Source organism: Enterobacter asburiae, from assembly GCA_011754535.1.
Classification (GTDB): domain Bacteria; phylum Pseudomonadota; class Gammaproteobacteria; order Enterobacterales; family Enterobacteriaceae; genus Enterobacter; species Enterobacter cloacae_N.
Window position 1 is genome coordinate 43,010 of the sequence record JAAQVN010000002.1, and the last position, 20,369, is coordinate 63,378.

The 20,369-nt window shown below is 47.3% G+C and carries 16 protein-coding genes and 5 pseudogenes; 12 read left to right on the plus strand and 9 right to left on the minus strand.

The genetic code is table 11. The features are described 5' to 3' along the window. Positions 1-152: 152 nt before the first annotated feature. Both HBM95_23155 and HBM95_23160 read right to left on the minus strand, forming a co-directional pair. Positions 153-1,127: a ParB/RepB/Spo0J family partition protein gene (locus HBM95_23155; GenBank protein ID NIH45785.1), complete on the minus strand. Its 975-nt coding sequence runs from the start codon at positions 1,125-1,127 to the stop codon at positions 153-155. Further along, positions 1,127-2,332, minus strand: a complete 1,206-nt coding sequence (locus HBM95_23160) for a ParA family protein (protein NIH45786.1) — start codon at positions 2,330-2,332, stop codon at positions 1,127-1,129. Before HBM95_23160 ends, HBM95_23155 begins: the two co-directional genes overlap by 1 nt. Before the next feature lie 239 nt (positions 2,333-2,571). On the opposite strand from HBM95_23160, the gene HBM95_23165 reads away from it, so the two are divergent. The 5 genes from HBM95_23165 to HBM95_23185 all read left to right on the plus strand — a co-directional run bounded on the left by HBM95_23165 (position 2,572) and on the right by HBM95_23185 (position 6,379). Then, positions 2,572-2,823: a type II toxin-antitoxin system Phd/YefM family antitoxin gene (locus HBM95_23165; protein NIH45787.1), complete on the plus strand. Its 252-nt coding sequence runs from the start codon at positions 2,572-2,574 to the stop codon at positions 2,821-2,823. After that, on the plus strand, positions 2,820-3,107 hold the full coding sequence (locus HBM95_23170) for a type II toxin-antitoxin system RelE/ParE family toxin (GenBank protein NIH45788.1): 288 nt from the start codon (positions 2,820-2,822) through the stop codon (positions 3,105-3,107). Before HBM95_23165 ends, HBM95_23170 begins: the two co-directional genes overlap by 4 nt. Before the next feature lie 28 nt (positions 3,108-3,135). Continuing rightward, positions 3,136-3,360, plus strand: coding sequence for a hypothetical protein (locus HBM95_23175; GenBank protein ID NIH45789.1), 225 nt, complete (start codon positions 3,136-3,138; stop codon positions 3,358-3,360). A gap of 614 nt (positions 3,361-3,974) precedes the next feature. Then, a complete protein-coding gene (locus HBM95_23180; protein NIH45790.1) occupies positions 3,975-4,904 on the plus strand; it encodes an Rpn family recombination-promoting nuclease/putative transposase in 930 nt (309 codons plus the stop codon). 779 nt (positions 4,905-5,683) lie between these two features. Further along, positions 5,684-6,379 carry a replication initiation protein gene (locus HBM95_23185; GenBank protein ID NIH45791.1) on the plus strand — a complete coding sequence of 232 codons (696 nt, stop codon included), beginning with the start codon at positions 5,684-5,686 and terminating at the stop codon, positions 6,377-6,379. A gap of 83 nt (positions 6,380-6,462) precedes the next feature. On the opposite strand, the pseudogene HBM95_23190 reads toward HBM95_23185, so the two are convergent. From HBM95_23190 to HBM95_23205, 4 genes and pseudogenes are all read right to left on the minus strand, one after another. After that, a pseudogene (locus HBM95_23190) lies at positions 6,463-6,696 on the minus strand (phage integrase family protein). 36 nt (positions 6,697-6,732) lie between these two features. Next, positions 6,733-7,215, minus strand: a complete 483-nt coding sequence (locus HBM95_23195; protein ID NIH45792.1) for a hypothetical protein — start codon at positions 7,213-7,215, stop codon at positions 6,733-6,735. A gap of 61 nt (positions 7,216-7,276) precedes the next feature. Then, entirely contained in the window at positions 7,277-7,420 is a 144-nt protein-coding gene (locus tag HBM95_23200) for a hypothetical protein (protein ID NIH45793.1), read from the minus strand. A gap of 33 nt (positions 7,421-7,453) precedes the next feature. Then, positions 7,454-7,788, minus strand: a pseudogene (locus tag HBM95_23205) (hypothetical protein). A 600-nt stretch (positions 7,789-8,388) separates the two neighbouring features. Here HBM95_23205 and HBM95_23210 point away from each other — a divergent pair. After that, positions 8,389-8,619: an AbrB/MazE/SpoVT family DNA-binding domain-containing protein gene (locus HBM95_23210; GenBank protein NIH45794.1), complete on the plus strand. Its 231-nt coding sequence runs from the start codon at positions 8,389-8,391 to the stop codon at positions 8,617-8,619. Beyond that, entirely contained in the window at positions 8,616-9,032 is a 417-nt protein-coding gene (locus HBM95_23215; protein NIH45795.1) for a type II toxin-antitoxin system VapC family toxin, read from the plus strand. Before HBM95_23210 ends, HBM95_23215 begins: the two co-directional genes overlap by 4 nt. 2,929 nt (positions 9,033-11,961) lie before the next feature. On the opposite strand, the pseudogene HBM95_23220 reads toward HBM95_23215, so the two are convergent. Both HBM95_23220 and HBM95_23225 read right to left on the minus strand, forming a co-directional pair. Further along, positions 11,962-13,275 (minus strand): annotated as a pseudogene (locus HBM95_23220) (transposase family protein). Continuing rightward, a pseudogene (locus tag HBM95_23225) lies at positions 13,256-13,830 on the minus strand (recombinase family protein). The pseudogenes HBM95_23220 and HBM95_23225 overlap by 20 nt, the downstream one beginning before the upstream one ends. Positions 13,831-14,068: 238 nt before the next feature. On the opposite strand from HBM95_23225, the gene HBM95_23230 reads away from it, so the two are divergent. The 4 genes from HBM95_23230 (at position 14,069) to HBM95_23245 (ending at position 18,040) form a co-directional block, all read left to right on the plus strand. Next, entirely contained in the window at positions 14,069-15,094 is a 1,026-nt protein-coding gene (locus HBM95_23230; GenBank protein ID NIH45796.1) for an ABC transporter substrate-binding protein, read from the plus strand. A gap of 19 nt (positions 15,095-15,113) precedes the next feature. Next, a complete protein-coding gene (locus HBM95_23235; GenBank protein ID NIH45797.1) occupies positions 15,114-15,911 on the plus strand; it encodes an ABC transporter ATP-binding protein in 798 nt (265 codons plus the stop codon). Then, positions 15,904-16,740, plus strand: a complete 837-nt coding sequence (locus HBM95_23240; protein NIH45798.1) for an ABC transporter permease — start codon at positions 15,904-15,906, stop codon at positions 16,738-16,740. Before HBM95_23235 ends, HBM95_23240 begins: the two co-directional genes overlap by 8 nt. 349 nt (positions 16,741-17,089) lie before the next feature. Further along, positions 17,090-18,040, plus strand: coding sequence for an Rpn family recombination-promoting nuclease/putative transposase (locus HBM95_23245; GenBank protein NIH45799.1), 951 nt, complete (start codon positions 17,090-17,092; stop codon positions 18,038-18,040). Positions 18,041-18,425: 385 nt separating this feature from the next. On the opposite strand, the pseudogene HBM95_23250 reads toward HBM95_23245, so the two are convergent. Then, positions 18,426-18,662, minus strand: a pseudogene (locus tag HBM95_23250) (hypothetical protein). 686 nt (positions 18,663-19,348) lie between these two features. Between HBM95_23250 and HBM95_23255 the strand changes: the two are divergent. Further along, positions 19,349-20,305 (plus strand): LacI family transcriptional regulator, encoded by a 957-nt coding sequence (locus tag HBM95_23255; protein ID NIH45800.1) that lies wholly within the window; start codon positions 19,349-19,351, stop codon positions 20,303-20,305. Positions 20,306-20,369 lie beyond the last annotated feature (64 nt).

Sequence of the window (20,369 nt, forward strand, 5' to 3'; positions counted from 1 at the left end):
TGAAGCGTGAGATGCTATCACCTGCTTATACGACACGCTGGGCAGATATTCCTGCAGCGAAACTGACTTGAAACATTGGCGATTTCACCTTGAAATTTTCAACATAAACCACATTATTACAATAGGTTAGGTGTGAAATCGCCGTGGCGAAGTTATTTACTCAAATTTCTATCAAGGACCTCGTTGATAGCTTTGTCCAGTTCATCCTGAACCACTTTTGACATACGGCTAAACTCATAAGTCAGCGTACGCCCTTTCACACGCTTGCGCGCGAACTTATCCTTTTCTTCAAAGGTCCAGAGTGCGGAAATTACTGACGTTTCCTTAGGAGGAGGAGCTATCAATGCCTGAGAGGCCTGAGAAATCAATTTCAGTATACTGGCTTTCTGTTCGTCTTCCGGTCGCTCGTAGTCACTCAAAATTGCATCATGCTGATCTGAGACAGACTTAATGAGCCCTTCAGACGTTAAGCCCTTTTCACTGAGTTTTTCATTAACCTCTAACAGAATTTTATAGTCACTAAACGACAGCTCAGACTGAACCGGGAACAGAGAAATCAATTCTTGCGGTACTGCTGCCGCCTGCAGTGCCCTGGTGACCTTAGCCTGGGATAACCCCTCCAGTTCAGCAATTTCCTTTTGATTGAATCCAGACTCTTTCAGAGCCATCAATCTTAAGCCGATCTCCCGAAGGTTATGCTCTTTAGCTGTCTGGATATCTTTAGCCAGCTGGCGAGCTTCATCAGCTGATAAAAGTTCATCGGTAACCATTACATCAAGGCCTGTACGGATATAAATCGCTGAGGCTCGCCGTCTCGAACCATCCAGTATCTCAATACTTTCACCTTGCTGAATGCCAATACAGGGGAAAAACTGCTGAAACTTAATCGTCTGGATAATAGATTTCAGGGACTCCCTGGTCAGAGCAAGTTGATCTCTTCCATTGGTTTCCTGGTTTACGAATGTCTTACTTTCAACGTCCGATGCTGGTACCCGAACAAACCTGAACGTTATCTTCCTGCCGGATTTTAGGGTAAATACCTGACTTCTTTGGGTGTCAGTCATCTCGACCATTGACGCTTGGGTATTTAACTGTCTGCCAATGGTTTTTCTTTTCTCATTCGACATCACACACCTCCGTTAGTACGAATGAACTCAATGCGATCAAATACGGCCTTCGCAAAGTCTTCCGCTGCTGATTTTGCGCTTTTAAGCGCCTCGGTGCTTCCATCATAGGTTGCTGGATTTGCGGAAATAACTGTGTCAAAAGTCTCCCCGCAGCGCTCGAAGCCATCCAGCCTCGGCAGAACCATGTCGAGCATATCGGCACCGAATACCTCTTTGGCCTGACTATGGCAAATTTTGTGATCAGACTTGTTCAGGATTTTAGACATAAAACCGACATTTCCGATGAGATTGCAGGTGTGTCCATCCTGTTCGATCGAATCAATAAGCGCAGGAAGGCTGGCTACAAACTTCAGGGAAGAATGAAAATCAACCGTTGCCGGTGGAAGAGGGGTCAACATCAGGTCTGCCGCTCCGATGCAGTTTTTCAGGAACGCATCGAGGTGAGGACCACTATCAAGGAAGATAAAGTCGTAGTCATACCGTAGCTTGTCGATAATGTTCTCTTTGAGCACTGCATGAATATTTTGCCCCGGCAGATGTTCCTCACACAATCCCTTCCAGCCTTCAGCAAGGAATGCATCGTCAATGGAAGCAGGAATAACATCAACGCCCGGGATAATTGACGGCACGATGAAATCGGACAGTAATTCTTCACGAGACACGTTCTGGAGCATGGCCTGAGCAGCCGTATTTTCAACCAGACCCACTGAATTCTCATGGCTCAGGAACATTGTCAGAGATGCCTGCGGATCGAAATCGATGGCAAGAATACGCAGGTCTTCGAACAGAAGCTGAGGATGAGCTCGAAAAGCATGGGATAATGAAGCGGTAGAAACTGTCTTGGAACCGCCACCTTTAAGGTTACATACAAAAATAGTGAAGGCTTTATCGAAGCGATCTCTGTACTTGGGGACTTTACGATGGAAATACAGATCGATGACGTTCTGAATCGTCATCGCGTACTTCATCGTATTGCCGGAAGGTTTCTTTTTAAAAATGTAGCCACTGGCTTCCATTTCGGCCACAGCATACTCAACACTCCCTTTGCTGAGCTTAGGCAGCTTATATAGGGCGGCTTTACTGTATTCCTGATAGAACTCGGTAAGCTTCAATTCCTCTTTTTGCAGGCGGATACTTTCGCTCAAGGATGTCAGAAGTTTACCTGCACGTGTGGCGACTTTCCGTAACTGCTCAATATTTTCCATCTTTCACCTCATGACGTTTTTTGTCATTTTGAACAAAAAACGTCATATTGCAAGAAAAAAATCATAGTATTTTGGTTTTGCTCTCAATCGTTGGGGTCGTGTTAAATTTTGTTGGCCCACAACGCAAACCGTGTGTCTGTTCAGAGCTTGCATCTGAGCAGGCAAGAGACAAAAGACTTGTTAACAGGTCTTTGCGGGTGTATTTTAGAGACTAGTTAAACGGTCTCAAAAGGTAATCTATGCCCAACATCATTCTCAGTGACACAAGCGCCAGTGTCAGCGAACTTAAGAAAAACCCAATGGCGACTGTCAGCTCCGGTGATGGCTACCCGGTTGCTATTCTTAACCGCAACCAGCCCGCCTTTTACTGTGTTCCGGCAGAGCTATACGAGAAAATGCTCGATGCCCTGGACGATCAGGAACTGGTTAAGCTTGTCGCCGAACGCAGCAACCAGCAGCTGCATGACGTGGACCTGGATAGTTATTTATGACGTATACGGTCAAATTCAGGGATGATGCGCTGAAAGAGTGGCTGAAGCTGGATACAGTCATTCAACAGCAATTTGCGAAAAAGCTAAAGAAGTGCAGTGAAAATCCGCATATCCCTTCAGCAAAACTGCGCGGGATAAAGGACTGCTACAAAATCAAACTTCGAGCGTCTGGCTTTCGTCTGGTCTATCAGGTGATTGACGATCAATTAATTATCGCTGTTGTAGCTGTAGGAAAACGTGAACGTAGTGACGTTTATAATCTTGCCAGTGAACGAATGAGATAATTATTCATTTTTATGTTTGGAGGTCATAATGGATTACCGTTCTCTTATGAAAAACTCATTCAGCGAAATGAGAAAGTACAGCAGTCAAACCGTTATGGTTACTCAGTCATTTACTTCCTTTGGTCGATATAAGCCTCGGCCAGCCTTTCAGGACTGGATTAAGCGCCTTAATAAAAATGATCGCTTGCCCCGAGGACGTTTCTTTGCTGGAAAAAAACCTGGTCGTCGCCTTGCGATTTTTGATGAAATTTAGTTTTCAGACAAAGCCGCGCCAGCGGCCTTTTTTCTGCCCCTCGTTTAATTCCTCCGCCAGCCTGGACATTCAGGTGATTCTGTCCAGCATTATGTTTGCCACTTTCATCCATTCGTCTCGGCCCTTCAGCAACGCACAAAAAATGCTATTCATCCTGGACATTTCGGCACTATCGGAAAAAGTGTCCTGAAAATATTTTGGTGATCGTATTTTATTTTGTTGACCCGCAGCGAAAACCGTGAGTCTGTTCAGAACTTGCTTCTGAGCAGGCGAAGGGTTGGACAAGCCCGGCGGGCGCGTCAGCCCGTCACATTGGGGTATGCTCCAGCAGTACCGACTTCCGTCTACTCTTCCCACCAGTTGTGACCAGATAAGAGATACCTTCAAATGCATAACCACTTAAATGTCACCAGAACATCTCGTCATTTCGTTATAGCTGTAGTACCAGTGTCTTGGCGCAGATATATCAGGACCATCAAACTGAAGATTAAAAAGAAAAGAGGGGACAGCCCCCCCCGGAACTGCCCTAAAGGAATTGCAATTCCATTCTCCACCAATGTTAGCATTTTTTGCCTGTGATACTATGACCGGGTCATTTTTCAGAGCATGGACTGATGAAAAAGAAAAATACTACGCCAACTCCCCTCGATGCGACATTCCGCCAGTTTCTGTCACAACCAGACATTGCCAGGGATTTTATGGAACTGCATCTGCCGACAGAGCTGCGTGCCATCTGCGATCTGAGCACGCTGAAATTGGAATCCGGCTCGTTCGTTGAGGATGATCTCCGGCAGTATTTCAGCGACGTTCTCTACAGCCTGAAAACTACAGCAGGTGACGGGTACATACATGTCCTCGTGGAATACCAGTCAACGCCGGACAAACATATGGCTTTCCGCCTGATACGCTATGCGGTGGCCGCCATGCAGCGCCATCTGGAGGCAGGGCATAAAAAGTTGCCACTGGTGGTACCGGTGCTGTTCTATACGGGTAAGCGCAGCCCGTATCCGTACTCTACCCGATGGCTGGATGAATTTGACGATCCGGCGCTGGCAGGCAAACTCTACAGCTGCGCTTTCCCGCTGGTAGACGTTACGGTCATTCCGGATGATGAAATCGCTGACCATCGTAGTATGGCCGCACTAACTTTACTGCAAAAGCATATTCACCAGCGGGACCTGGCAGAACTGGTTGACCGGCTGGCGCCCATCTTGCTGGCCGGATATCTGTCTTCATCACAGGTAATATCGCTGGTACACTATATAGTGCAGGCAGGCGAAACATCGGACGCCGAAGCCTTTGTACGCGAACTGGCACAGCGTGTGCCGCAACACGGAGACGCACTTATGACCATCGCACAACAGCTTGAACAAAAAGGCATCGAGAAGGGGATTCAGCTCGGTGAACAGCGCGGCATTGAAAAAGGCGAGCGCGAAGCCACACTTAAAATTGCCCGTACCATGCTGCAGAACGGCATTGACCGCAATACCGTCATGAAAATGACCGGTCTGACTGAAAACGATCTGGCCCAGATCCGTCACTAATCCCCCTCTCCTGACACTCCTTGTCCGGCCATTAGCGAATACTGGCGGGGCGGGGCAGGGAGGCACCAGACTCAGGCTCTGCCAGCCACAGCGATTAAATAGCTTCATTACCTCCGCTACGTTCCCCGTCAGACGCGCAGTTAGGGGACTTATCTGTCGGCCGCTGTCGTCAAAAGTGACATCAAGGTTGGCCCGTGAGAGATAAATGCCATTGACGCCCGCACTGAGCGGCAGGGCATTCCGGCCGGACCATTTCCACCAGGCAATGTGCAGCCAAAAAGTAAGTAGTGCTCGCCGCAGCCATGTGACCGAGCAACGCGAGCGAACTGGCGAGGAAGCGCAAGAGCGAGGGTGTTACAGAAGGCAATTACGCGCAGGAACTGAATACTTAGAAAACTATGGGAAATACCCCTGGTTTGGAGATATCCAGTTATCCACCGGATATTTTTAAAAGCATTTTTACTCTTTTTATTTCCTTTTTATCCATTTTATCCCTTTTAGAAACCCGCCAGACCACGCCAGCCGCACTTCTCAAGGCACCAGTATGGGAAACGCCTAAAGTTCTTCTGGGAAACACCTCGGGTTATTGTGGGGAACACCACAAGTAGCTATGGGGAACACCTCAACAAAGTATGGGAAACACCACATGTTACTATGGGAAATACCCCTAGTTCATCTGCAGTTCATATACCTGTTGATAACTTACTAATTCTTCTTGTGAATTTCGGTGCCTCATGCCAGTATGTGGGGGATTCAAAAACACCCACACGGTGAAGGCAATGACCACGGAAACCATTAAAAAGCCTGTCAATATCAGTCAGTCCAATGAGCTGACTGAGGCCGCTTACTATTTGCCTCTACAGGCAAAACGTGTGTTGTGGCTTTGCCTGATGCAGTGCTACCCGATGAAGGATGATCCCGATTCTGTCTCTCCGATATTCACCGTTACTGTGGCGGATTATCAGAAATTTTTTAAGGTCAGCGTGGATACTGCCTCAACTGACGTTAAAAAAGGTGTGACCGCACTGGCGGACAGCAGCGTGGTTTTTTACCCTAAAGAAGGGGAGTTTGAAGAGGTGAAACGTCCCTGGCTGGCTGAAGCAGGCCTGAAAAAAGGGCGGGGGAAATGGCAAATAGAGTTCAACTACAAGGTAATGCCGTACCTGATGGGACTGACTAACCAGTTCACAACATACTCCTTGTACGACTGTGGAAAAATTAACAGTGTACGGGTTATCCGCCTCTATGAAAGCCTTTGCCAGTACCGTTCAAGCGGCGTTTGGATCACTACTCAGGATTGGCTGTCTGAACGTTTCATGCTCCCGGAATCACAACGCAGTAACTTTGCTGAGATGAAACGCACCTTCATCAATCCAGCTCTGAAGAAAATCAACGCCAATACGCCTCTTAAAGCCGCGATGACGCAGAATGACGACGGCCGACTGGTATTCACTATCCTGGATTCAAAAAGCTAACTTGGGGTATTTCCCATATCAGCCCTGCCGACTGCTAAACTCTAGGTCATTCCCATAAACTGAACTTGGGGTATTTCCCATAATCATCCTCGGTTCAGTTGTTTTATCAACGCAACCGCATCTGATTCCGGCATAGCAAACTGCACCCGATGACGTGCTGCGACATCGAGCGCAAAAACCTTCGTGTAGACCTCCGGTGAGCTCACTGACTTGTGCCCCATCAGGCTCTGCAGTACCTTCAGCGGAATTCCGGCATACAGCATGTGCATGGCATAGCTGTGACGGAATGTGTGCGGTGTTACCGGCACGGAGAACGTCCCCCATATGCTGGATAACATCAAGTTATCTTCCTGTCACAGTCTTGGACGTTTGTGGTTTGTACTGGCTAGAAGTGCATCTTCAAATATCTTTTTTAATTGTGGTTTCTCATCAAAAGCACCGGCTGCTCCGGCTCTTTCCATTGCACTCTCAAGTGTTTCAATAGCGAAGGATTCCCCGTCAACTATATCCGTAGGCGGTAATATACTCTTTATTTTTCCACGAACAAGTTGATCATCTTCTATTGTTTCAGAACATCCATCAGGAGATATAGTCATCACGGTAGTGTCCCCCCAGGTGACAACAAAACGATTAACCATATGATCCACTTCTCCGGCACGCCCTCGTTTTTTAGAGCCTTTAATCCATAGATCGCTGAGCAAAAGTCCGTCAGTCATGCGGGACGCTCGGGTAAGAACAGTCGAGATGGCATCAAGAATCCTGGTTTCCCCGGGACCGATAAGTAGATGTTTAAGAGCAGCATTTCGCCATTTCAGTTCCGTATTATCAGTCATCATTGCTCCTCTATTCTATGTTTCTGCCATAATCGCGACGTTTCATTGCGTAACGCCTGAAAGCCTATAGGGCGTCAGCCGAGGAGGCCTGCTCGGTACAGTCCCCGCGCAGCGGGTCGAATCCCGCCGGGTACTCACTGACCAGCTGGCCATACACGCATTCTGGCGTATGGAAGTAATTTTCGTCCGCCCTGCATAAATCGCACATAATCTTTCCTCTACTTAGAAATCCCGCCCGCTGTTATGAATATTGCTCAGCGGAAAGGAAAAAGGGCCGTGAGAACATCGAACCCGTTTCGCCGAGAAGACGCCGGGTTAATAGCAGATATAAATCCATTTTCAGAGCACCTTTCGGCAGCCCCCAAAATCTCTCGCATGCCAAGAATCGATGCGCCAGCCATTTTCTAGCCTTTCCGGAATATCAATGCGACGGGCCAGTTCTTTTCCGTTCAGATCGACTATTAGCTGAACGTCAGGAGAATTACCATCAGGATTGCTGACGCCTGGTTCACGGAGATACCAGACGAATCTGCGACCGCTATCCATCAGCTCACGAAAAAGCTCCACTTCGTCCATTTCAGCCCTTTGCAATACCTTCCCAACAAATAGTCACAAATAGTAATTATGTCTCACAGCATAATTATCTGCGCAACCAGCCATTCATCACCTACCTTAATATTCCAGTGTTCATCTTTTATGTGAGTTAACGTCACGTTCCTGATAATAAGAAGCAATATAACCACGCAAGTAAATTACCGGATGGCCGATTCGTGGTGATCCTACTTTTTCGCTATTTATCAGTTTCCGGAAGTCTAACACCCACACGGAATAATCACACCGCCCTGTTCCGGTGGTGAGCAGGCGGTCACGGGGCCGGGGAAAGATAAAACATATAGCGTCATTATTAGCTGATAACACCGCTACATCTTGTGTTGGTGGGCCACTGCGCGCCAGTGGGGTTTGCGGAGATCCGGAACTACCTTTTTTCGGATCTCCGCAGAAAAAAAGACAGAAGTATATATATGTGTGACATATGCATATCACTGCCATCTGTATATGCCAACCATCTGCATATGCAAGAGATATACAACTGAACATAGTTAGCTTATACTTAGCCTATGCGCACATCCGGCACATTACCACCTTCGGAGAGGTCCGAACATCGGGAGAAACACGATGAGAACCGTATCAATATTTAAAAACGGCAACAACCGCGCCATCCGTCTGCCCCGCGATCTGGATTTTGAGGGGGTGAGCGAGCTGGAGATAGTCCGGGAAGGGGACAGCATCATCCTTCGCCCCGTCCGGCCGACCTGGGGTTCGTTCGCACAGCTCGAAAAAGCTGACCCGGACTTTATGGCGGATCGCGAGGACGTTGTCAGCGACGAAGGACGATTTAACCTGTGAACAAGACCTATATGCTGGACACCAACATCTGCTCGTTCATCATGCGCGAGCAGCCGGAAGCAGTCCTGAAGCGCCTGGAGCAGGCGGTGCTGCGTAACCAGCGCATCGTTGTCTCGGCCATCACCTACTCCGAGATGCGCTTCGGTGCCACCGGTCCGAAGGCCTCCCCGCGCCACATCCAGCTGGTTGACGCGTTCTGCGCCCGCCTCGATGCCATCCTGCCCTGGGACCGCGCCGCGGTGGATGCGACCACGGAGATTAAAGTGGCGCTGCGCCTCGCCGGGACGCCGATCGGCCCGAACGACACGGCGATTGCCGGACATGCCATCGCCGCCGGTGCCGTGCTAGTAACCAATAATGTAAGAGAGTTTGAGCGGGTATCAGGGTTAGTACTTGAAGACTGGGTGAAGTAACGTAGTCAGGCCGCCATCCGGCAGCCTGACAATTGTTAAGGGATTTTAATTATGTGGATTTCGAAGAACGGATGAGCACATAAACCCGCTTGATAACTAGGCAGGGATATGCACAAAAATCATTGGATAGTCTGTTATTCAAATGATAACTGTGCGTGACAATGAGCCCCCCGGAATTTTCATATAAAACTTTCCGCAGTACGGCATTTTGATGTATGGCAGCTTTAGATCGCTAATTGGTATGCCGTATATCGATAATTATATTAACCGCCAGCGAACATAATGTAGTTCCCACATGCAGGATAAAGTATTTCAGCCAGATTAAAGCTAATGGTTGGAAGGCTTAATAATCAATAGCAAGTCTGCTTCAAGAAAGCTAACTGACTTCAACCGCAACGTACCAAAATCAAAGAGTTGAAGCAGTGAGGTCGACTTGTGCTGCACGTTTTAGGACTTAAATAGGACGTAGTAAATAATAACGTAGCACGTTCAGTATAATATTACTGTAAGTTAACCGTTTTGCTGGCGATCACCTGACGGGTAACCCCCTCTCATTAGCTGGATGAATCACTGTCTTTTAGATTCGGTCGTCGATTTTCCTCTCTTAATTCAGCTGCGTGCCATTTCATGATAGCCAGATCGGCTGAGCCCCTTTCAATTAGATTTTTGTGTATCATGCGTAACAGCAATGATACGCGACGTTCTGTACGTTCCAAAGTATCCTGCGGGAGGCTGTAACACAAAGTGTACAGCTTACTATCTACTTTCGCGATATCAACAAATAACACAGGAATGAAGCTCCCTAGTATGCCGATATGCCTTAAAGATATACGAGCAAACCTCAATGCCATTCAGAGGTACTCCAAGGTTGATCAACATCAGAATGTTGTGGGTTCGAAAGATACCATAGCGATATCTATGCTTGGGTCCGTATTACCATCTTGCCCAACAACATTTCTAGCGCTTTATAGCCACGGTGGTTGCTTAACTTCTGAACCAGCAGGGCAGAGGCGTAAAAAACTCTCAGGGAAAACCCTGAGAGGGGCCATATGGCTAACACCAGGTAACTTTCCACTCAAACCTTGGTATAGTAAAACAAACAAAACTATACCAAGGTCTAGCAGCATTATAATCAAACGAAACGTTGATTATCAATAGATGGTGCGATATTCCTGATCTAAATCAATAAATTAAGCCATCCCTTACCCTTGGACCTCTCCAGCCTAATGCTGTCAGAAAAACAAAATGCGTTGCCAGGGATAAGGGGGAAGCGCATTAAGCTGTTGCCGAAAAGTCTTTTGCAGACCTGATAGAAAATCATGCTCAATGTCGTTGTGAGTCTTGGTAGGGTTTCTAAATGGAAAACCGCCAAAATTGTAGCGGAAAAGCTCTAAAGCATTACACTACCGCTGCGTCCTTGACACCAATTAGGCAACAGGTGTAACCCCACCAAAGCAGTCAGGCTTCGCGAAAACGAAATTTTCTGAGGGTAGAGTAAAAACCAGAACAGATGTTTATCTGATGGTGACGGATAGCATTATTGAAAAGCTGGAAGTGTGGTGTTAAGCCATGGGGGAGCAATAAAGTAGCGATATGTCGGCTCTGATGAGGTTAATGCTGCCGGGCCTGTTGCGAAGGGGGGATATTATCCGTGGAAAGCGCAGCGTTCTGAACTATTTACTACGACCCTTGATTAAAGCACGACTGTATTAACCACAAAAAACTGGTGGTTGGTATACTCACAGGTCATTATGATAACAAATATGGTGCTTTACTGAGTGATATTTCTACGCTCAGGCCTCACAGGCACATAATTTGCATAAATATCATCATCGGGGCTCAGGGTGAATATGGTAAAGTCGAATGTGTAGCGGTCTGTCAGACACAATCTGTAGGTGAATATAAGTTCAATTATAGTAAAGATGCTTATCATTGGTGCGCTTGGGTAGAAAATTGAGGCTCAGTGACCGATGAACATGTTTTGCCACACAGCATGTATGAATAAATCTGTTTAAATGAGTATAGGTAAGTCTATACGTGTATGTCAAAGAATGACTTAAGCAGCCCCATATCCCCGATCTTCAACAGCAAGTAAATTCTAAGCTCAAAAAAGAAAAAACTGATCCCATAACTTGCTATACCATGGCATAGTGTACCCACCTTTAGGTTGGAGGGGCGTGTTATGTTTTTTCACTGCATTAAAATAGTGGATTTTGGTCAATGCTTGTTTCTCATCATTTTTATCCTTATGAAATCCTCGATAAAAGACAAAGGTGTTTACTACGAAGTTGTAGTCACATGTCTGATTTATTTTATTGAAAGTCATATGATTGATCTACTATCTAGGATGAGTAATTCCTTCATATAACAGAGATTTATAATCCAATTTAGGAGATTGTTGCTCGTTGTAAGAATTAATTAGAAACGATTAATTTTATTGTCACAGTGGCAGATTCTGTCTATCACGGGCACAGGCTTACTCACCATAGCCCGACAAGCGAGAGTGATTTGCTCGAAGGTGGAACGGCTAATCAGAACACGGACACCATCAGGCTACAGTTATTTTAGCCTTGTCAGTATTGTTTTCCTGTCAAGGATTTGCAGAGGAAGTGTAAGCATATCGTCATAAAATAAATTACAACCGATTGCATTTACATTCTTGCTATACCAAGGCATAGTTAAATCTACTCTGTTTGACTGATCCTTGATCACCTCTCCTATGTGCAGGCGTGCAAGGAGAGGCTTTTTTTATGTGCTGTAATTAGATTCAGCATTCAGTTGTTGGCGCACAACAACCTGCAGGCGATTATCTGGTAAAAGTTACTGCCGAGCTGGACAACGGTGAACGGAAAGCCAATGGAACCGCCGCGCTGAAAGTCACGTAAAAAGATGAACCAGGTACTGGGATCTATTAAAGCTGGCTGACAGCACCTTTACTGAAGGCGCGGTAACGGTTGAGTGGGATCGGACCTGAGACTGGGTAACAGGGGCCCGTTCGGTTGCCTTCAAATTCAACATGCAGCTTGTTATCAAACAGTCCCCACAGCAACAGTACATGTTCTCCTGCCAGATCGGGATCCACTTCATATGCCGTTCCCTCCACCATTATTCTGGCATCAATACCCACTTTACGGCGTTCAGGCTCCCGGGCAAAATGACAGAACCGCTCCCAGCTGCACATTTCACGGATCCCTTCTTCAGGGAGGTTGAGCAGCCAGGCCTCCCGGCGTGAATGCGGCTGTGAGCGATGAGGCTGGTCATTGTAGTGAAGAATATATCGCAGCAGCCATTCATTAGCCTGCTGCTCAGTTTCCGGTTTATGAAAATGGTACAGTGTTTCATGAGCTTCCTTGACGGTGCGGAAGGGACGTTCCACTTTACCTTTCGAACGGGCGGTCACCCGTTCACCATCCTTCCCGGCGGGTAGATGCGTCTGCCAGTCCACGCCCAGAGACAGCATGACATCCTGGAATATGCGGTTTTTGGCCACAGGACCGTTGTCCAGGTAAAGCATTTTTGGCCTGCCCTGCAGGGGAAAAGCGGGATCGACTTTTGGTGCCATGGCGGCATAAAGGAATCGCAGGGCAGATTCTGCATCTTCACCATAAACACAGTGGTACTCCTGGTATGCAACACCACTACGGTCATCGACAACACTGAACAGCATCAGTGTGGGCTCACCTTTTGTAGGATCAATCCATTCGGGGGCATCAATATGTTTCAGGTCAGAGGGTGACATATCAAACTGCCAGCAATCATTACTGTGTTCGGCCTGAAAACGAACCGCTGGCGGCGGGCGATGTAACCGGGGCTGGTCCAGGTGCCAGCCGGAAAGCCAGCGATTAAAGGTGCTGCGGGTCAGGACACCTTTTGGAGCCTGAAAATGCCCCTGTTCAGTATCAACACCGTAATCCTCCAGTAATTCAATCGCCCGGCGGGTGGAAAGATGGCGGCCTTTTTTGTTGGTGGTGCGAAATTTAAGTGCAACGACCAGTTCACAGTAACGTTCCATATCCTTGCAGGGGAGTACCCGTGGCTGCCCATGGTCCTGCCGGTGAACCGGGCGGGGTTTTAGCAAATCATTGAGCGCCCGGTACACAGATGTGGTGGAGAGTCCATATAATGCAGAGACTGCAGCAATCTGCGATGCCCGTTCAGGGCTTTTGGGTGACAGACGTTCCAGCCGCTGGCGCAGCTGTAACAAAGCTTCAGCCGGAATGCTTTTACGCCATCCTGGTGGCATCCTGACCCGCCTTGTTCAGATAGTTATACAGCGTTGATTTGGAGATCACCATCATGTTGCAGATTTCCTCGATGGTATGATTACGCTCCTAGTGTAACTTCAGCACCAGCGCTTTCTTTGTGGGGCTGAGCAACGCAGGCCGTCCGCCCTGACGCCCCCGCTTGCGGGCAGCCGAAAGCCCGGCCGGCCTGCGTTCGCGTACCAGATTACGCTCAAGCTCGGCCAGCGCGCCAAAAAGGTGTAAAACCAGGCGGCCGCCGCTGGAAGTTGTGTCGATATTTTCCTGAAGACTGCGGATGCCCACCTGCAACCCGTCCAGCCGTTCGACCAGTTGCAGCAGATTTTTAAGGGAACGCTCAGACGATCCAGTCACCAGATAACGACAGTATCGCCGGGCCGGAGCGAACCTATCAGTCTGGCCAATCCTTCGCGTTCAGCCTGTGCACCAGTGACTTTATCTTCAAAAATACGTTCACAACCTGCCTGCGCCAGTGCATCACGCTGGAGATCGAGATGCTGGTCGTCAGTGGAAACCCGCGCGTATCCAATCAACATGGTCTGTATTCCAGTAAGCCATCAGATTTAAGTATAGATGGAAAGTGAATGATGGAATGAGAAAGTGTAATCCAGTAGTGCAGGTTACAGACCGATCATGAAAGCGGTTATCCCGGGTGCATAAAACGGTCGTTTACTGCACGCTCTGAAAAGTGATTTTTATTGATTGTGTGATATTTAACCAATACATTACCTTACTTAAATTATACGATGCCATCTATAGAGAAAGGAAACAGCTATGAAATTTGTTCTGAAGGGAATCCTGGCGGGGTTATTACTGTTCAGCCTTCACGCCGTATCTTCTGCCCTGCCACTGGAGAAACCGCGGCTCACTATTGCAGTTGGAGGGAAAAGCGTTTTATACAATCTGCCGCTGACGATTGCAGAGCGGAAAGGCTATTTTAAAGAGGCTGGTTTACAGGTTGATATTGCGGATTTCGCTGGCGGTGGGAAAGCGTTACAGGCACTGATTGGCGGAAGTGCTGATGTAGTCAGTGGAGCCTATGAGCATACAATTACCTTACAGAATAAAAATCAATATATTACCGCGTTTATAATGACCGGGCAGGCACCGCAAATTGTGGTAGCTGTGTCACGGAAAACCATGCCGTATTATCATCAGATTAGCGATCTGAAAGGTAAAAGAATCGGGATAAGCGCACCGGGATCCTCCACCAATATGGTGGCAAATGTAGTGCTTGCCCGGGCGGGGCTGAAACCGGGTGATGTTTCCTTCATTGGTGTCGGTACCACCGCTGGCGCAGTGGACGCTCTGCGTTCCGGACGTATTGATGCCATCGCCAATACGGAACCGGTTATCTCTCTGCTTGAGAAAAGTAACGACATTATTATTGTCGCTGATACACGTACAAAAGCCGGTACAGAAGCCATTTTTGGGGGACCAATGCCTGCTGGCTCACTGTACGCCAAAGAGTCATTTCTGAAGAACAATCCGGCAACGATTCAGGCATTAACAACAGCGATGCTGAAAGCATTACGCTGGCTGAACACCGCTTCTCCTGAAGAGGTCGCTGCTGTGGTACCCGAAAATTATCTTCTCGGGGATCCGACCCTTTATAAAATGGCTTTTACCAATATACGTCCTGCCATCTCCCGGGATGGTCTGTTTACACCAGTAGCCACAAAAACAGCATTACATGCCCTTTCGACGTTCGATCCGTCTATTCAGCCTGAGCATATCGATCTATTACGAACATGGACTAATCGTTACGCGATTGAGGCACAGCGCAATGAACAGGAATGACCCTTACAGTGAGACAGCAATGCAACTGCACGCTGTTTCATATTGTTATGGCCAGTCTCGTTCACAGACAGAAAGAACGGTACTGGCCGAAACCAGCCTGAAGATTTCAGCCGGAGAGTTTGTCTCTCTGGTCGGGCCAACAGGATGTGGTAAATCCACATTGTTGAAGCTTTGCGCTGGCTTGCTCGCGCCTTCTTCCGGTCATATTACGGTATTTGATAAACCGCTGGACGGTATTAATTCACACGCAGGCTATATGTTTCAGGATGAAGTATTACTGCCCTGGCTGACGGTTCTGGAAAATGTGGTGCTGGGATTGGGGTATCACGGGATGCCTGCGACTGAATCTGATTCATTGGGCAGGTCATGGTTAACCCGTGTGGGGTTAAGTGTTGTTGCAGATTATTATCCTTCGCAGCTGTCCGGAGGCATGCGTAAACGTGTGGCCTTGGCGCAAACCTTGATTCTTGATCCTGACATTATCCTGATGGATGAACCTTTTTCTTCGCTGGATATTCAAACCCGTCAGCTAATGGAAAATGAATTGCTCGCACTCTGGGAAAAAAAACGCAGTGCGGTACTGTTTATAACGCATGATCTAGACGAGGCCATTGCCTTGGCCGATCGTGTTATTGTCCTTACGGCCGGGCCAGGCACACACCCAATAGGCGAATTTTCAGTTCCCCTGGTCCGCCCACGTGATGTAACAGAAATTCGTACCCATCCAGAGTTTGTCGGACTACATAAGAATATCTGGAATGTACTTCGTGACGAAGTGCTGAAAAGTTACCAACATAATTTATCCCATCATGAGTAATAACAATTCCGAAATGAAACCAGCCTTGCTTGTGCTGGGTAAACTGTCTGTATTCTGCAGTGCGCTTGCCGTCTGGGAAGTGGTATCGTGGGATCCACAGCTGGCGTTTTTCTTTGGTGATCCTCAGCGTGTGGTTATCACCCTCTGGCAATGGTTTACTGAAGGTGAGGGAGCTCTGGACATCGCCTGGGGTGACCATGTTCTCTGGTCGTTACATTTCCCGGCGCAAATTTATCCTCATCTCATTATTACACTCGCTGAAACCTTGTTGGCATTTATCATTGGTACGGCGATGGGGATGGTGGCGGGACTTTTTCTGGGGATAAATCCGCTGTTATCTGCGATTTTCTCACCTTATATCAAAGCATTAAACTCGTTACCGCGTGTGATCCTCGCCCCCATCTTTGCTATGTGGTTTGGACTTGGTATCTGGTCAAAAGTGGCTTTTGCTATCACCCTGGTATTTTTTGTCGTCTTTTTTAACGTATGGCAGGGGGTCCGTGACGTAAACTCTGTTCTGTTGGACAATGTCCGTATGCTGGGAGCAAATAAACGCCAACAACTAATGACTATTTACCTTCCATCCGCCACATCATGGGTATTTTCAAGTTTGCATATGGCTATCGGCCTGGCTTTCGTCGGTTCAGTTGTGGGGGAATATTTAGGCTCTTACCGGGGAATTGGATATTTAATCCTTCAGGCGGAAGGAAGTTTTGATATCAACACCATCCTTGCCGGAACGTTGTTACTTACCCTGTTTGCTCTGTTATTAGACTCCGGAATTAATATTATTGAGTGCTATGCATTTAAATACAGGCAAGTTAAGTAATTTTATCGGATGTACAACATTTGCCAATGAAGCTGTTTCGGGGAATGAATTTTCATTTGCAGCTAATGTGGGTCGGTGGAAATGGAATGCAGGTCGATACGGATAAATGCAGGTTCATTTGCAGGTATTGTGGGTTTGAGACCATCGCTGGTTGCAGTTAGTGTGGGCTGAAAACGTGGGGTAAATGCAGGTCGGGACGATTTCAAATGCAGGTCACTACAGGTAGGGAAGGGGACTAAACTCCCCCGGCACGGCTCCCTTAAGGAATGGCAATTCCGTTCACTACAAATACTGACGGTCCTCCGGCTGTTGTAATATAAGGTCGTCATTTTTTCAGAGTCCAGGACCGATGAAGAAGAAACCCGGAACACCAACGCCCCATGACGCGACATTTCGCCAGTTCCTGGCGAACCCCGATGTGGCCCGCGACTTTATGCAGCTCCATCTTCCGGCGGAATTGCAGGCATTATGCGATTTGAGTACGCTGAAACTTGAACCCGGTACCTTCGTTGAGAATGACTTACGTCAGTATGCCAGCGACATTCTCTGGAGCATGAAAACCACCACCGGCGATGATGGGTACATCCATCTGCTTCTGGAGCACCAGAGTTCGGCCGATAAAAATATGGCCTTTCGCCAGCTCAGATATGCTGTCGCCGCCATGCAACGTCATCTTGAAGCTGGTCATAAAAAACTGCCGCTGGTCATCCCGGTACTGTTTTACCACGGCAGCCGGAGTCCGTATCCGTTCTCCACTAACTGGCTGGATTGTTTCAGTAACCCGGAGCAGGCTGGAAAGGTGTACACGAACGGCTTCCCGCTGGTTGATGTCACCGTCATCGATGATGATGAGATAATGAACCACCGACGGATGGCCGCACTGACCCTGCTGATGAAACATATCCGCCAGCGGGACATGATGGAACTACTGGACAGGCTGCCCCGGGTGATGGTGGAATGGATTTCCCCCGAACAGGTGCGCGTTCTGATAAACTATATGGTAAATGCAGGCGAAGCGCCTGCACCTGAATTTATGCGGGCGCTGGCAGAGCGTCTGCCGCAACACGAGGATGAACTGATGACCATCGCACAACAGCTTGAACAGATAGGCGTTGAAAAGGGCATCAAGCTTGGTGAACAACGCGGCATCGAGAAAGGCCGCCATGAAGGCAAACTCGAGGGCAAACTCGAGGGAAAACTGGAAGTTGCGCACACCATGCTGCAGAACGGCATTGACCGTAATACCGTCATGAAAATGACCGGTCTGACTGAAGACGACCTGGCGCAAATCCGCCACTAATAACCCTCTCCCGGCACTCCCTGTCTGACCATCAGCGTAAACTGGTGGGGCAGGGAGGCCCCATTCTCTGGCTCAGCCTGCCAGTCACAGCGGTTAAACAGCTTTACCACACCTGTCACGTTCCCCGTAAGACGCGCTGTCAGCGGATTTATCTGCCGCCCATCGTCGTCAAATGCCGCGTCGAGGTTAGTCCGCGAGAGATAACGCCACCATCCTGTCTGGCCAGCGCAAGCGCCACCAGTGCGCACCATGCCAGATGGCCCGATTTTTCTGTCAGCGTCATGTCTTCTCCAACGAATCAAAAAACTGAAGTAATTCATCCAGCATAATCAGCACACGACGGCCAGTCTTACGGGGCGCTTCATCCCGAGTGTCTGGATTGTCATCACTGGCCACCGGTCTGTTTGTTGCCTGAAAGCGCCGCCATCAGTGACTGGTTCTGACGCTTCAGGGCTTCAGCCTCACCACGCAGTGCCGCGACAGTTTCTTTCTCTCCCATCGTCTCCAGACGGGCATCATCACGCTGGTTTTCCAGTTGTGTGCAGCGATCAGTCAGACTGGCTATTTCACTGCTCATTCGCACCAGTTGCTCCGAGGAGGCTTTTTCCTACGATTCCAGCCTTACGGTGGGGGCACAGTGATTTCACAGGAAGCAGGGGCTACGGGAAGACCGGATGATTTTCGGGAGTTCTGCCGGTAAAGGCGTTTATCCAGGTTTTTTGCGTTGATTCGTGGCGGCAAAGGCCAGGACAGACCGGCCTTCCTGAAGCGAACAGCAACAATCGCACCATCCGCCTGCCCCGCGATCCGGATTGTCAGCGGTATATAAAGGAATAAAAGATGCCTCTGATCACGCGGCTTATGTTGCAAAACTTTAAAAAATTTCCGAAACTGGACCTACGCTTCACTAATAACCGTAACATTCTGGTTGGGAAAAATGATTCCGGTTCAGCACATTCTCCGGGGTTCTGTCGCATTAAGGGCAGCGGGTTGATATGCACCTCTCTTTAATCGTTCTTGAATGACTCAGAGGCGTCTGTTAAATCTGTGGCGATTCACGGATCGTATAGGTCCTCATTTGGAAAGCGACATCAATAGTACTGCAAGAAAACAAAGTTTTAGGAAAAAACCTAAGAAGCCAAACTAATTCTTCTCCGTGTTCATTTGATAAAATTGCTCCTTCTTATCCAAATAGAGTAGAGGACTTTCTGCATGTACTATGCAGGCATATTTTAAGTATGATAAAATAATTTCTTTTACCAATCCATTTAAAATATTAGAGATTCATCAAATTAGGAGTATTTGGAAATGTCCAAACCGTCAATAAAAGATATAGCTAAAATAGCCGGCGTAACGGATATAACGGTATCAAGAACATTTACATCCCCCGAAAAAGTAAAGAAAGATACAAGAGAAAAAATATTAAGAATTGCACAGGAACTAAATTACACTCCAAATTTATCGGCCAGGAGTATTCGTTCATCCAAAAGCAAAATCATTGGATTGATTGCTGATGACATATTCAACCCGATTTATGCTTTTATAATCAAAGAACTGAATGCTATTGCAGAGAGGGAAGGTTATTCTGTCATGATATTTAATACTAACGGCTGTTTTTTTTCAGAGGAGACTGCTGTTAAAACATTAATATCATATAATGCTGCTGGTGTTATTGTGTCTCCAATTAGCGACACCTTAACCAGTCAAGCGCATCTGGAAAAACTTATTGAATCAAATATTCAAGTCATTCAATTTGATCGTCAGTTTTCTGAAAGATTACCGGGGGTTTTCATTGATAGCAATTATGCGGGAGAGCTAGTCGGTTCTCGTGCTACAGGGAATACTCTTATCGTGGGCGGCCCTCGTAATTCAATAATTACCCGCCAACGAATTAACGGTATACTACAAAAATTACCGGAGAATGCTATCCCGACTGTTGTTTATTCTGATTATCATTTTGAGAAGTGCTGTGAAATATTAAAAGAATTTAATAAATGCAATCAGATTAGGTTTGACTGTATAATAGGTGTTACAGGATTGATTTCATTAGCAATTATATCTGAATTAAACGTGAATTATGATGACGCAAAGTTAATATCGATTGATGAAATACCATTATCCAACATTTATGGGCTGCATTGTACTCATGTCAATCATAATTATAAGGAATGGGCTCGTTTGGTTGCGGTAAATCTTTTTAACTCAATAAATAACAATGAGAATACATTTAGATTTTTTATAAGAGGTACTTTAAATGAAAAATAATTATAACTATCACGCAGTTATTGGGCAAGAGCGAAGATTTTCATTTTTAAAATATACTGTACAA